Raw genomic sequence first — 11,995 nt, forward strand, 5'->3', positions numbered from 1 at the left:
CCGACAAGTCGACGCGGCGGCACGTGTAGACAGGCCGACTCGTCGATAGGCCGACCTGTCGACACTTCGTAGTGTAGAGACACCGACATGTCGACGTGCTGACACCCGATGCGATGACCGCGGGCGCGAAGGCGCGAGCCGGAAACCGCATGCTTCCTCGGGGAGCATTGCCGGCGTAGCCGGCATCCTGTTGGTGCCCCAGAGGAGGGCGGAGCGGTTGCGGGTGTCACTTGCCGTATTCGCGGCCCGTCAGGGCAGAGCGTCGGCCGACCAGGCCGACTCCGCTTGTGCGGTTCTTATGAGAATCGAGGAGCGGTTCAGGATGGTTTTGAGACTCGCGCTCTGGTGCCTGTTCGCGCGCGTCGATCCTCGCTCCCAGGCGCGCCAGCACCTTGCCCAGATCGCCGCCGACCATCGTGCGCGCGAACTCGCGGCACGACAGCCCGGCGACCATGTTCGCCACGGCGCCGGCCTGTTCTGCGGCATGCCATTCGGCGTCGGCGGGGAGCGGGGCAGGGCGCATCCAGCGCGGCAGATAGGCCAGCACGCTGTTCGGCAGGAGCGGGCGATAGGCGTTGGACGTCTGTTCATAGCGCGGGCCGGGCCCGTCGCCCGCCACGCGCTTGAACCGGCGCTGGCGCACGAGGAAGCCGATCTCCTCGAGCGCGTGGAGCGCGCGGGCGATCGTCGCGCGGCCGAGGCAGGTCGCCTCGGCGAGATAGTCATAGCTGGGATAGACGCGCCCCCGGTTGAGCCGGGCGAGCGTCAGGATTTCCTCATAGACGCGCACCGCCGCCGCGGTCAGCGACGCGACCAGGCGTTCGGACGCGGTCAGGCTGCGCGTACCCGCGCGCGCCTCGCGGCGGAGCTGGCGCCCGGCATCGAGCGTGCGGCGCGCGACGCGCAGCAACTGGTCGGTCTCGCCCTTGGCCGGGGCGGCGAAGAATGCCTCTTCGAACGTCCCCGCCTCGATGCTGTCGCGGCGCACCGGCGCGCCCGTGCGGTGTGGGGCGCCCGATCGCGCCGGCGCACGCACGGGAATCCCGCGCGCCATGCCGCCCAGCGCGCGCGCGCTGGCCTGGCCGAAGGTAAACGCCGTCATCGTCCATCCCCTGTGCAGGGCTGGGATCAGGGCAAAGAAAATACGTGGCGCGAAACGCGCATCCTTGAACCAAAGTCCAACACCGGGTATGAAGAAGAGCTTCGGAAGCTCTTGATCGACGTTTGGCGACGTCGCTCCAAAACCTGGGATGCCCGGCCTCGTGCCGGGCTTTCCTTTATGTGATCACAGCCGCTTCCCATCCAAATGCCGGCCCGTGCGGCCGGCGCATCCCAAATGCCGGCGCACATTGCCTGCGCCATGAATTTCGCAGTTAAAATCCTACAAGGGAAGCGTCTTTGGTTCGTGCTTTCGAGTATGAAATGCCAAAAAAGTTCGTGCTTTCGAGTATAAATGCGCCAACAGACTCGTGCTTTCGAGTATCAATTCGCCGCCCGATTCGTGCTTTCGAGTAGGAATTAAGCCTCTACTGCGCCGGGTCGGCACCCGATTCGGACTCGGCAGCCAGTTCGGGGGCGCGGCGCGAAATCACCACGCGCAGCGGGTGCGACTTGCGGCCCCGGCGCACCGGCGCGGCGTCGGCCGCCACGTCCTCCGCCACTTCGACGAGTGCGAGATGATAGTCGGGGATCGCGTCGGCTGCCGCTATGTGATTGAGCGCGGCGCGGAAATTGGGGAGCGGGTTCTGATACCCCACTTGCAGCCGGAACATCGCCAGGTCGATTTCGAGGCTGTCCGCCTCGCAGGTCGAGCGCGCCACTTCATAGATGCGCCGCTCGATCGGGCCGAGCTGGAAATAGGCATGGGCATAGTTGAGCACCTGGCGATCGCGCAGGATCGCGCGGAACAGCCAGTCGCACAGCCGGACCTTGACCGCCTTCAGCCGCCGCTCGCCGCTGCGCGTCCTGGTATAATGGAGCCGCGCCTCGGACAGCCATGAGAAAAAGCCTTCCTCGCCTTCGCCGCCCGCCTCGATATTGGTCTTGATCTGCGTCCCCTGGAGCCGCTCGAGCGCTTCGGACAGCCGGGCATAAGACCGCGCCGAATGGTTGCTGCCGGTGACCGAGAATAGATCATGCGCAGTGAACACGAAATCCTGGCCGACGGCCTCGCCCGCCTCGATCTTCGACGCCATCAGACTGGCGATATAGAGCACGATTTCCTTGTCGTAGATCGTCGCGACCCCGGTGGCCGAGGGGCGGACCTCGATCGAGACCTTGTCGCTCTGATAGGCCAGCGGCTTCATCCAGGCATTCTTGGCGAGCGCGAAGAAGGGAAAGGCCATCAGCGAGCGTTCGCCGCGGATCTCGCCCTGCAACGGGCTGTCGAGCAGGAACAGGTCGCGCTGGGGCGCCGTCGCGGACTTGGCCGGCTTGGCGCGCGGGGCAGGGGGCTGGGTCATCGGCAATTCCTACTCGAAAGCACGAAGCGTTGCACCCATGGGCGCAACGACGCCGGGGAAAGCGCTGTTCCCGCGCTCGAGTTCGTGCTTTCGAGTAGGAATTCGCCGCAGCCCCGAAACGGGTCGGCGGAGACCCTGTCGGCGTGTCGAGCTGTCTACAGATCGACACGGGCGCGATGCGCGCGCAGCACGCGCTGCACCGTCGATCGCGAGACGCGGAACAGGCTGGCGAGTTGCGACGGCGATCCCTCGCCCGCCTCGGCCCGCGCGATGATCTCGGCGCGCTGCTGCGCGGTCAGGCTGGGGCGGCGGCCCAGATGGCGCCCGGCGGCGCGGGCATGCGCCAGCCCGTTCAGCGTCCGCTCGCGGATCATCGCGCGTTCGAACTCGGCAAAGGCGCCCAGCGTCTGGAGCATCAGCCGCCCCGCCGGGGTGGTCGTGTCGATCGCCTCGGTCAGCGAGCGGAACGCCGCGCCCGCCGCCGCGACCGCCTCCAGCGTGAACAACAGGTCGCGCAGCGAGCGCGACAGCCGGTCGAGCTTCCACACCACCAGCACGTCGCCCGGTTGCAGCGCGACAAGCGCGCGGGCCAGTTCGGGCCGGTCGGCCTTGCCCCCCGACGCCTCTTCGCGGAACACCCGCCCACACCCCGCCGCATCCAGCGCGGCAAGCTGTGCCCCCAAATCCTGATGATCCCCGCGCGAGACGCGCGCATAGCCGATCTGCATGGCGACGATTATGACACGGGGTTTTGACACGCGCAAAGCATTGGGAATGCGTGGGGGGCGGCGGGGTGTCACAACCGACCGGTTTTGACGCAAACGGTCTGCCATAAAAGGTTACTATTTTCCGCTTGACTGCCATATTTGCGGCTTTATATTAAGTGCATCAGCAAGGAAGCTCGCTATGCACCCCTCGTCAAACATCCACCTCCGCTATCCCCTTTCCCGACATGCGCTGCTGCGCATGCAGCAGCGTTCGATACCACAGCATGTCGTCGCCTTCCTGACGGAACTGACCGATCCGGTCGACGCGGGCGGCAGCTGTACCCTTCACCGTTTCGACAAGGATAGCTGGGCCGAGGCTCGCCGCCTTCTCGGCGGCCATGCCCCCCGGCTCGACCGCTACCGCAACGCTTACGTCGTCCTCGCACCCAACGGCTTGGTCATCACCGCCGCCCGTCTGCACTGATCAATCGGAGAAGTCCTATTTCCATCCATCTCACCCGCATCCAGCGCACCAACTCGGCGACCGGGTTCACCGAGCGCCCTTGGCGCCAGCGCGATCGTATGTTCGTTCTCGGTGATCCGGCTCACGGTTCGCAGCGCCACCACAAAGAGAACGCTGTTTTCGTCTCCAGCTACCTTGAAGCCCTGGAACTGGTGCGGAAGGGCTTCGCCATCCGCATGTCTGATGGTCGATCAGCTCCCAGTCTCGTCGCGCCGGGCTCGCTTGAGTTTATCGACGAGCCCGTGAACCGGCTCGACGACCTGTGGGCTTACACCATGCCTGAGCCGCCCTTCTCACTGGAGGCGGTCATGGTCGAATTGAAGCAGCACCTGCGCTCGCAAGCCGCGGATTTAGGCCTAATCGCCAGCGCCGACGCAGCGAGCGCATTCATCGGCTTTCCATTCGATCCCGTCGACGATGGCGAGAGCAGCGAAGCGCTGGAGCGCATCGACTTATCGCGGTTCAACATGACGCGCATCGTCACCGCCGCCTATCATAGCGCGTTCCGCCCGACCGCCGAGAGCCAATCGATCTCGGAGGACGACGTCGACGAGCTGGAGCAGATCATGGTCGGCTCACTCGCTCGGTTCAGCCGTCGGCACAGCTCGCCGCTCGACCGCGAAGGAAGCGCGCTCCAGCGGACGATCCTTTCGGCATATTACAGGTGGCAGATCGCTGACGGCTGCTTCCTCGCATGCGAGGCGTCGGACGGAAAGGACGGCGCAATCGATCAAAGCGTGACCGAGGCAGTGGCTGCCCTCACCGGTATGCCGGCGACCGCCGTACGCAACACGCTCAGCCGCGATGGCCTGAGCCTGGTCAGGTCGAAACTCGACCTGCCGGCGCTGACAGACTGGGTCGTGACCCGCCGCAACTTCGCGCCTCTACGTGAAGAGGAGACATACGAAGGGCGGTGGGCTTGGAGGATAGCTAACGATCTTCATGATCAGCCGGGACCCAAAGGGTTCGCGATCGCCCGTTCCCGGATTGGCGACCCTTCGCCCGACCTCAACGAGGCAGAACCCGCTATCGTGAAGCGTCGCGCTACTGATGAGATGCCGACCGCACCCGAACTGCGACGCTACGCCGTGGCGCTGCACGTCTCCCCCGACTCCCTGTTCGCAGCTTTTCAGACCCTTGGCAGTCGGCGCTGATCTGCGTCGGGTCCACAACTCTAAATCCACGAAGGAAGCTATGGCCCAGTCTCTTTTCCCGCGTTTTGCCGCTACCGTCCGCGATCTCACCGATGTCGAAGTCTCCGACCCGCGGACTGCGGATAAGCTCGCTTTGGCGCACGCCGATGCAGGCGGCCGGACCGTCTCGATGGTCTACGCTCCATTCGACCATATGAACCCGACAGCGCGCATCGCCATTGTCGGCCTGACGCCGGGCCTTCAACAAGCCCGGAACGCGCTTTCGGCTGCACGGGCCGCCCTGCGTCGTGGCGCAAGCGTGATTGACGCAGCTGCGGAAGCGAAGGTGTTTGCCAGCTTTTCGGGTCCGATGCGCGCCAACCTAGTCGCCATGCTCGATCAGATCGGTGTCGCACGGCATCTCGAGCTTGCGTCCACCGCATTGCTCTGGAGCGAGCGCGCAGACCTCGTCCATTTCACCTCGGCGCTGCGCTACCCGGTCTTTGTCGATGGCGAAAACTGGTCCGGGCAGCCTGACGCGCTTCGCATCCCGTCTATGCGGGATTGGCTGCTGACCTACCTGGGCGAGGAACTGCGCTCCTTGCGCGGCGCGCTCCTGGTGCCGTTAGGGCCGAAGGTGAGCGCCATGCTGGATTATCTGGCCAATCAGGGCATTGTCGATCGCTCGACCATTCTCGACGGTCTTCCCCATCCGAGCGGGGCGAATGCCGAGCGCATCGCCTACTTCCTTGGTCAGAAGCCCCGCGATCGGCTTTCGGCGAAAACGAACCCGACGCGCCTAGATGCTGCTCGTGCGTCACTCGAGGCAAAGCTCAAGGCCGCGTAACGGACGAATGGCTGGAGCCTTCGACCTTTGCCCAGAATGTCAGTTCGACCGCTCGACCCGCGGCGGTGTCACAACCAGCGGTTTTGACGCTGGGCCTATCCCGCGAGCAGCCGCCGCTCGAGCAATGCCTGGAAGTCCCGCCGGCCATCGGCGACCAGCAACACGAACACGCTGTCGACGATCACCCGGTACAGCAGCCGATAGGGCGGGGCGACGATCTGGCGGAAGTCGCGGATGCCCAGCGCGTCGAGCTCGGGCGGCACGCTGCCGCGATCGGGGAATTGCTCGAGGCTGTCGATCCGCGCGAGCATCGTATCGAGAAAGGCGCCGGCCTGGTCGGGCGCGCGGTGCGCCGCGATCCAGTCATGGATGTCGGCCAGATCCGCCTCGGCGCCCGCGGTGAGATACACCGTGTAGCGCGCGGTCATGCCTTGGGCGCACCCCCGTCCGCCGCCCGATCGGCGCGCAGCCGCTCGATCGCCGCGCGCGCCGGCGCCACGCGCCCCGCCTCGACATCGCGCGTGCCCAGCGCCAGCAGCTTGAGCAGCGCCATCGTCTCCTGCGTCGCCTCATAGCTGGCGATATCCTGGAGCACCGCCCGCGCCTCGCCATTCTGGGTGATCACCAGCGGCGCCCCGCGATCCGCCAGCCCGCGCAGCAGCGTGGCGGCATGCGCCTTGAGATAGCTGACCGGCTTCACTTGCTCGGAATAACGCATGGGGGGGCAGACTCCGGACCGAATATGGTCCGAATATAGGCCGGATGGGGGGAGGGGGCAATATTCCCGTTCCCCTGCCTGATGCCCTCTCCCCGGGGCCGCAGCGAAACAGGCCGCCTGCCAAACGCTGCCTGCTTTGACATGGCCTCTCTCTTTCACGCCACACCGCCATGACTGGCGGAATTTTTCGCCCCTGCCTAAGGGCCGTGCTTTTCCGCAGTGCACACCATGGCGCCAAGAGGGAGCAATGAAGGAATGACGGATTTTAGGAAACGGATCGCCGATTCATCGATCCTCGTCGTCGGCGACGTGATGCTCGATCGCTACTGGTTCGGCGAAGTCGACCGCATTTCGCCCGAGGCACCTGTGCCCGTCGTGCATGTCCAGCGCGAGGAATATCGCCTCGGCGGCGCCGCCAACGTGGCCGCCAATGCCGCCGCGCTGGGCGCATCGGTTACGCTAATGAGCGTCGTTGGGGAGGACGAGGCGGGAGAAAAGCTCGCCAGCGTCATCCACCGCTCCGGTATCAAGGGAATATTGAAAAAGGACGACCAGCTTTCCACTACCGTCAAATTGCGAGTCAGCGGGCGCTCACAGCAACTGCTCCGAATCGACTTCGAGAATCGTCCCGGCAATGAAGTGCTTGAGCGAATGACCGGCGATTTCTGCGCTGTGGTCGACCAATATGACGCGGTGCTGCTGTCGGATTATGGCAAGGGTGGCCTGGGGCATGTCTCCACCATGATCGACGCGGCACGCGCAGCGGGAAAGCCGGTACTGGTGGACCCCAAGGGCCGCGACTACGCCCCCTATCGCGGCGCCACCGTCGTCACGCCCAACCGGGGCGAACTGGCACTGGTGACCGGTGCCTGGAGCAGCGAAGCGGAACTTGAACGCCTGAGCCGCACCCTGCGGGACGAACTGGACCTTGGCGCGCTGCTGGTCACCCGTTCCGAAGAAGGCATGTCGTTGTTTGACGACGCTGGGCATTTCCGGGTCGGAGCCGATGCCCGAGAAGTGTTCGACGTGACGGGTGCAGGCGACACGGTGATCGCGACGCTTGCAACGCTGGTCGCTGCCGGCATGCCGCTGCGCGACGCGGTTCCCATCGCCAACCGGGCCGGTGGAATCGTGGTTGCCAAATTCGGTACGTCGGTGGTTGGTTATGACGATCTGTTCGGTGCTTGACCCCTGCCGAACGGACATGCCCGCCACGACCGCGCCATCGGCTCGTCAATCCGAAATAGAGGCAATTACATGACCCTTCCCAGATACCCCGTCGTCTTCCTGCAATACAGGGCGCTGGGCGATTTCGTGATCGCCGCGCAATGCCTCGGCAGGCGCAGGATCGAACCGGGCTCAGGAATCGAACTCCTGGCCGGCGAACACCTCCGCCCAATTGCGGCCGTCCTCGACATCCATTTCCCCTTGCGCTTCTTCGCGCACCCGGAACGCGCCATTCCGGCGATTATCGCCCTACGCAGCCAGGGCATGCTGCGCGGCTTGAAATCGGCGATCCTCCTGAAAGGCGCGCTCCACAAGGCTGGCATCCCGCGCGAGGCACTGGTAATATTCGAAAAGCTGGACAAACGGGAACGTTTTCTTGCCGCAGGTTTCTCCGCGACGGCACTGCCCCATGCCGAGAACATCTATCTGGCGCATGATGCGATGCTCGACGCCCTCGGCCTCGGCATGCACGACCGCGTCGATCGCGCGCCGCCTGCGGGTCCGGTGCGGATTTATCCGGGCAGCCGGCTGCCCGAACGCCACGTCCCGTTCAAAGTCGTGGCAGAAATCCTGGACACCGTATCGGCGCTGGGGTTGCCGGTCGAACTGATGCTACTGGAAGGCGAGCGCCCGGATCTCGAAACCACCGGTCTGCCCTTCACGCGCGTCCCGCGCACCTTTGAAGCCCTGATAGCATCCATCAAGGGTGCCCGGAAGGTCATCAGCGCAGACAGCATGCCCGCGCACCTGGCCGAATATCTCGACACGCCGATCTTCGTATGTTCGCCAACGCTTAAATCCTATTGGCTGCCGCGATCGGCATTTACCGACGGATGGACATCGCTGTTCGACGAAGGCGGCGGATCGGAGCGGTTGCGCCGTTTTCTCGCAGCCTGACAGGTGTGCCGGGTCTGGAAACGCACCGCCCGGCGCTTCCAGACCCTCTGCGCCGGTCAGGCCTCGACCAGCCCGAGCTGCTGCTCGACCAGGCCGCACAGCGTGTGGCCGATCAGGATATGCGCTTCCTGGATGCGCGCCGTCACGTCGCTGGGGACGATAATCGCATAGTCGGACAGCGCCTTGATCTGGCCGCCGTCGCGCCCGAGAAAGCCGATGGTCGTGATCCCCATTTCGCGCGCAGCCTCGAACGCGCGCAGCACATTGGCCGAATTACCCGAAGTCGAGATGCCGACCAGGCAGTCGCCCGTACGGCCCAGGCCGCGGACCTGGCGGACGAAGACGTCAGCAAAGGAATAGTCGTTGCCGATGCAGGTCAGCGCCGAGCTGTCGGTATTGAGCGCCAGCCCCGCGAGCGGCGGGCGGTCCTTGATGAAGCGCCCGGTGAGTTCGGCGGCGAGATGCTGGCTGTCCGCGGCCGAGCCGCCATTGCCGCAGAACATGACCTTGTTGCCGGCCCGAAGCGACGCGGTCGCCGCGCCGCTGGCCTCGGCAACTATGGTCGAAAGCGCGTCCAGACGTGCGAATACTTCCCGGTGCTCGGCAAGATTTGCGAGAAACAATGACATTTTAGTCCTTCCAATCCGGGATTTTATGGCGTTGCAGCATAGCCGCTGCTACAGGCACCCGCCTATGCTAGGCAACATCCTTTGGCCCGCAGACGGGGTTGCGGCCGTTCACGCCGCCATCGCCCGACTACCCCGCCCCCTGGTCTTCACCAATGGGGTGTTCGATATCCTGCACCGCGGGCACGTCGAATATCTCGCCGACGCGCGCGCGCTAGGCGCCGCACTGATCGTCGCGGTCAATTCCGATGCGTCGGCGCGGATGCTGGGCAAGGGACCCGATCGCCCGCTCAATCGCGAGCAGGACCGCGCGATCGTCCTGACGGCGCTCGAAAGCGTGTCGCTTGTCCTCGGCTTCGACGAGAAGACGCCCTGCGCGCTGCTGCAATCCGTCCGCCCCGACCTGTACGTCAAGGGCGGCGATTATGACATGGAAACGCTGGAGGAAACCCGGCTTATCCGAAGCTGGGGCGGCGATTCAGTGGCGATCCCGTTTCGCGATGGCTTCTCGACCACCAACCTGGTCGACCGCATACGGCAGACTGCGTGACGACCGGCACGGCGAAGCGGGCGGCCTTTCTGGATCGGGACGGCGTGATCAACGTCGATACCGGCTATGTCGGTCGCACGCAGGATTTCGTGTTCGCGCCGGGCGCAAAGGCCGCGCTCGCCCGGCTTTCGGCGGCAGGCTATCTGCTCGTCGTGGTGACCAACCAGTCGGGCATCGGTCGCGGCTATTACAGCGAGGCCGATTTTGCAGACCTGACCGCGCATATGTGCGCCGAGTTACAAGCTGCGGGGGCGCCGGTCGCGCGCGTGCTCCATTGCCCGCACCTCCCCGACACCGACTGCACGTGCCGCAAGCCGGCGCCGGGCATGGTGCTGGCGGCGGCATCGGCACTCGGCATCGATCTGCAGCGCTCGGCGATGATCGGCGACAAGCCGAGCGACATGGCTGCAGGTCGCGCCGCCGGCGTCGCGCGCTGCTACCTCGTCTCTTCCCGCACGGAAACCTCGCCGCTTGCCGATGCGCGCTTCGCCACGCTTGCCGAATGCGTCGATCACGCGCTGGAGGAATCCTCGGCCACCGATTTCGCAAAAGGAGTCGATTGAATGAACGTGCTCTGCTGCTTCGGCAAGTCGCTCAGGGAACCGGCCGATCGCCAGCTATTGCGGACCGTCAGGGCGAGTTGAGGGCAGGATGGGCGCCCTTTGCTTGATAGCGCGCACCCGCTTCGCCTATAGCGGCGGCAGGATCCACTTCACGCTGTCGCAGTTGCAGCAAAGGGGCCTTCGCACACGACCATAGGCCCGCTCTTCATGACCAAAGCGATCGACAACATGGAAGACAGCATCGCCCCCACCTCGGCGGCGACACCGGTCGCCCCGCAGGAGGCGGTTTCCATCCGGAGCCGGCTCCGCAGCAATAATTTCGACGAGCTGCGGCTGATCTTCGCCAGCATGGTCATGCCCACTGTAAACCGTGAACGCCGTCGGCGCATGTGTAAGGACCCGGCATGTTGAATCTGGTGGCGGTGATGGCACTGTCAATGCAAATTCTAGCGCCTTATCTTGTCTGGCGCAGCCGATGGAATATTCCCACGCATATCGCGGCGGGATTTTGTATGTCTGCATATGTCATACCTGGTCTACTTACCAATTTATGGGATGGGTTTCCCTCGGAGACCGTTAATCTTTTTATCGTGATCAATGTCATCGGTGGATTGGCATTGTGTGCAGGGACCTTGATTGGTAGTTTTTTCGCCAGAGGAAAAGGCGACTATATATTCCAGTCCACCTCACGCATGATCAAAGACACTTCTCCGATGACTCGTCGTGTCCTTATCGTAACCGTTCCATGCGTGATCGGCATGTGTGCTGCATATTCCATCATGGGATTTGTCCCCATGTTTGCGGAAGACCCTTTTACTGCGAGGCAGTTCAAGGGCGAATATCGTGACGCATATTATCGGGCTGCATATCTTTTCAGATTTTGCTTCTCCGTGTTGCAAGCGACCATGCCTCTACTATTGGTCATTGGGTGGTATCGTCGATCGCCCTTTTTGATTTTCCTGGCGCTTGCTTCTTTTACTGTTCTTCTCGTTTCGCTAGCGCGCGGACCAACGGCGACGGGCGTAATTTTCTTTTTAGGCATACTCGCAGCCAATAGTCGCGGCGGCCTAAAATGGTATATTCCATTGATTTTGCTCATATTTCCGTTTGGAAGTGTATTTTATTATATTCTCGGAAACATCCTGGACGTGGAGGTATTTCGCAGCATTTACGTCGGCGATACGCTGTCCCAATTTATCGCCAACGGATCACCGGATATTCTCGATCAGCTCAACTGGCTTCACGGATTTAGTAAGGGTGATTATTTTTCCATGGGCCGGACTATATTTGGCGGGCTCGTTCCAAATAATTATCAATGGAATCCTCAAGTATGGACTCTGACGTACGACGACATCGGTGCCAATATATCCGAGTTGGCGACGGGCGGTCTGCGCCTTACGACCGCAGAGTGGGGTTATGCCAATTTTGGTTGGATCGGAGTGGTTTTAATACCGCTTATTTCTGGAATAATTAGCGGCTCACTAATTGAAAAGATTAAGTCTGTGTTGCCAAATCTTAATATATTACAGGCAACCTCGGCACTTGTATTATACTCTACTATTGGAACGTTTATGGTTCAGTGGTATATACTTAGCATCCATTCCCTGCCTGCCGTGGCGGTGGCGGTATATTATTGGCGCGCTAACGCCCGGAAAACCAACGGTCGCCCGCAAACAGCTTCCAGCGTGGCCCAAAATCGATAGTCCCTATCCCTCCGAAGGCGCTTGGCAGTTAAGAGGTTT

The 11,995-nt window shown here is 63.1% G+C and carries 15 protein-coding genes; 9 read left to right on the forward strand and 6 right to left on the reverse strand.

The features are described 5' to 3' along the window. Positions 1 to 226: 226 nt before the first annotated feature. The 3 genes from TS85_RS23795 to TS85_RS23805 form a co-directional block, all read right to left on the reverse strand. Positions 227 to 1,102 carry a helix-turn-helix domain-containing protein gene (locus tag TS85_RS23795; protein ID WP_044337105.1) on the reverse strand — a complete coding sequence of 292 codons (876 nt, stop codon included), beginning with the start codon at positions 1,100 to 1,102 and terminating at the stop codon, positions 227 to 229. A gap of 424 nt (positions 1,103 to 1,526) precedes the next feature. Next, positions 1,527 to 2,462: a replication initiator protein A gene (locus tag TS85_RS23800; RefSeq protein WP_044337107.1), complete on the reverse strand. Its 936-nt coding sequence runs from the start codon at positions 2,460 to 2,462 to the stop codon at positions 1,527 to 1,529. 155 nt (positions 2,463 to 2,617) lie between these two features. Continuing rightward, positions 2,618 to 3,190 (reverse strand): recombinase family protein, encoded by a 573-nt coding sequence (locus TS85_RS23805; RefSeq protein ID WP_044337108.1) that lies wholly within the window; start codon positions 3,188 to 3,190, stop codon positions 2,618 to 2,620. A gap of 178 nt (positions 3,191 to 3,368) precedes the next feature. Here TS85_RS23805 and TS85_RS25720 point away from each other — a divergent pair, with 178 nt between their 5' ends. The 3 genes from TS85_RS25720 to TS85_RS23820 all read left to right on the forward strand — a co-directional run bounded on the left by TS85_RS25720 (position 3,369) and on the right by TS85_RS23820 (position 5,672). Then, positions 3,369 to 3,653 (forward strand): hypothetical protein, encoded by a 285-nt coding sequence (locus tag TS85_RS25720; RefSeq protein ID WP_155006628.1) that lies wholly within the window; start codon positions 3,369 to 3,371, stop codon positions 3,651 to 3,653. A 98-nt stretch (positions 3,654 to 3,751) separates the two neighbouring features. After that, positions 3,752 to 4,846, forward strand: a complete 1,095-nt coding sequence (locus TS85_RS24360) for a hypothetical protein (protein ID WP_052508153.1) — start codon at positions 3,752 to 3,754, stop codon at positions 4,844 to 4,846. Between the two features lie 40 nt (positions 4,847 to 4,886). After that, on the forward strand, positions 4,887 to 5,672 hold the full coding sequence (locus TS85_RS23820) for a hypothetical protein (RefSeq protein ID WP_044337112.1): 786 nt from the start codon (positions 4,887 to 4,889) through the stop codon (positions 5,670 to 5,672). 95 nt (positions 5,673 to 5,767) lie between these two features. On the opposite strand, the gene TS85_RS23825 is transcribed toward TS85_RS23820, so the two are convergent. Both TS85_RS23825 and TS85_RS23830 read right to left on the reverse strand, forming a co-directional pair. After that, complete coding sequence (locus TS85_RS23825; protein ID WP_044337114.1) at positions 5,768 to 6,100, reverse strand: type II toxin-antitoxin system RelE/ParE family toxin; 333 nt, start codon at positions 6,098 to 6,100, stop codon at positions 5,768 to 5,770. After that, on the reverse strand, positions 6,097 to 6,390 hold the full coding sequence (locus tag TS85_RS23830) for a type II toxin-antitoxin system Phd/YefM family antitoxin (RefSeq protein WP_044337116.1): 294 nt from the start codon (positions 6,388 to 6,390) through the stop codon (positions 6,097 to 6,099). The genes TS85_RS23825 and TS85_RS23830 overlap by 4 nt, the downstream gene beginning before the upstream one ends. A 255-nt stretch (positions 6,391 to 6,645) precedes the next feature. On the opposite strand from TS85_RS23830, the gene rfaE1 reads away from it, so the two are divergent. Together rfaE1 and TS85_RS23840 are read left to right on the forward strand one after the other, a co-directional pair. Further along, on the forward strand, positions 6,646 to 7,578 hold the full coding sequence (rfaE1, locus tag TS85_RS23835; RefSeq protein WP_052508154.1) for a D-glycero-beta-D-manno-heptose-7-phosphate kinase: 933 nt from the start codon (positions 6,646 to 6,648) through the stop codon (positions 7,576 to 7,578). A gap of 69 nt (positions 7,579 to 7,647) precedes the next feature. Further along, the gene (locus TS85_RS23840; RefSeq protein ID WP_044337118.1) at positions 7,648 to 8,514 is read left to right on the forward strand and encodes a glycosyltransferase family 9 protein; all 867 of its coding nucleotides are present in this window, start codon (positions 7,648 to 7,650) and stop codon (positions 8,512 to 8,514) included. A 56-nt stretch (positions 8,515 to 8,570) separates the two neighbouring features. On the opposite strand, the gene TS85_RS23845 is transcribed toward TS85_RS23840, so the two are convergent. After that, complete coding sequence (locus TS85_RS23845; RefSeq protein WP_044337120.1) at positions 8,571 to 9,143, reverse strand: D-sedoheptulose-7-phosphate isomerase; 573 nt, start codon at positions 9,141 to 9,143, stop codon at positions 8,571 to 8,573. 64 nt (positions 9,144 to 9,207) lie between these two features. On the opposite strand from TS85_RS23845, the gene rfaE2 reads away from it, so the two are divergent. From rfaE2 to TS85_RS25730, 4 genes are all read left to right on the forward strand, one after another. Beyond that, positions 9,208 to 9,690, forward strand: a complete 483-nt coding sequence (gene rfaE2, locus TS85_RS23850) for a D-glycero-beta-D-manno-heptose 1-phosphate adenylyltransferase (protein ID WP_044337122.1) — start codon at positions 9,208 to 9,210, stop codon at positions 9,688 to 9,690. After that, a complete protein-coding gene (gene gmhB / locus TS85_RS23855; RefSeq protein ID WP_044337124.1) occupies positions 9,687 to 10,253 on the forward strand; it encodes a D-glycero-beta-D-manno-heptose 1,7-bisphosphate 7-phosphatase in 567 nt (188 codons plus the stop codon). The genes rfaE2 and gmhB overlap by 4 nt, the downstream gene beginning before the upstream one ends. A 207-nt stretch (positions 10,254 to 10,460) precedes the next feature. Beyond that, a complete protein-coding gene (locus TS85_RS25725; protein WP_155006629.1) occupies positions 10,461 to 10,664 on the forward strand; it encodes a hypothetical protein in 204 nt (67 codons plus the stop codon). Then, positions 10,658 to 11,956, forward strand: a complete 1,299-nt coding sequence (locus TS85_RS25730) for a hypothetical protein (protein WP_155006630.1) — start codon at positions 10,658 to 10,660, stop codon at positions 11,954 to 11,956. Before TS85_RS25725 ends, TS85_RS25730 begins: the two co-directional genes overlap by 7 nt. The last annotated feature ends 39 nt before the right edge of the window (positions 11,957 to 11,995 follow it).

The organism is Sphingomonas hengshuiensis (assembly GCF_000935025.1).
Classification (GTDB): domain Bacteria; phylum Pseudomonadota; class Alphaproteobacteria; order Sphingomonadales; family Sphingomonadaceae; genus Sphingomonas; species Sphingomonas hengshuiensis.

Bases quoted from the DNA above. Each gene is read 5' to 3' on its own strand.
- TS85_RS23795 (WP_044337105.1), bottom strand. From the start codon at position 1,102: ATGACGGCGTTTACCTTCGGCCAGGCCAGCGCGCGCGCGCTGGGCGGC.
- TS85_RS23800 (WP_044337107.1), bottom strand. From the start codon at position 2,462: ATGACCCAGCCCCCTGCCCCGCGCGCCAAGCCGGCCAAGTCCGCGACG.
- TS85_RS23805 (WP_044337108.1), bottom strand. From the start codon at position 3,190: ATGCAGATCGGCTATGCGCGCGTCTCGCGCGGGGATCATCAGGATTTG.
- TS85_RS25720 (WP_155006628.1), top strand. From the start codon at position 3,369: ATGCACCCCTCGTCAAACATCCACCTCCGCTATCCCCTTTCCCGACAT.
- TS85_RS24360 (WP_052508153.1), top strand. From the start codon at position 3,752: ATGTTCGTTCTCGGTGATCCGGCTCACGGTTCGCAGCGCCACCACAAA.
- TS85_RS23820 (WP_044337112.1), top strand. From the start codon at position 4,887: ATGGCCCAGTCTCTTTTCCCGCGTTTTGCCGCTACCGTCCGCGATCTC.
- TS85_RS23825 (WP_044337114.1), bottom strand. From the start codon at position 6,100: ATGACCGCGCGCTACACGGTGTATCTCACCGCGGGCGCCGAGGCGGAT.
- TS85_RS23830 (WP_044337116.1), bottom strand. From the start codon at position 6,390: ATGCGTTATTCCGAGCAAGTGAAGCCGGTCAGCTATCTCAAGGCGCAT.
- rfaE1 (WP_052508154.1), top strand. From the start codon at position 6,646: ATGACGGATTTTAGGAAACGGATCGCCGATTCATCGATCCTCGTCGTC.
- TS85_RS23840 (WP_044337118.1), top strand. From the start codon at position 7,648: ATGACCCTTCCCAGATACCCCGTCGTCTTCCTGCAATACAGGGCGCTG.
- TS85_RS23845 (WP_044337120.1), bottom strand. From the start codon at position 9,143: ATGTCATTGTTTCTCGCAAATCTTGCCGAGCACCGGGAAGTATTCGCA.
- rfaE2 (WP_044337122.1), top strand. From the start codon at position 9,208: ATGCTAGGCAACATCCTTTGGCCCGCAGACGGGGTTGCGGCCGTTCAC.
- TS85_RS25725 (WP_155006629.1), top strand. From the start codon at position 10,461: ATGACCAAAGCGATCGACAACATGGAAGACAGCATCGCCCCCACCTCG.
- TS85_RS25730 (WP_155006630.1), top strand. From the start codon at position 10,658: ATGTTGAATCTGGTGGCGGTGATGGCACTGTCAATGCAAATTCTAGCG.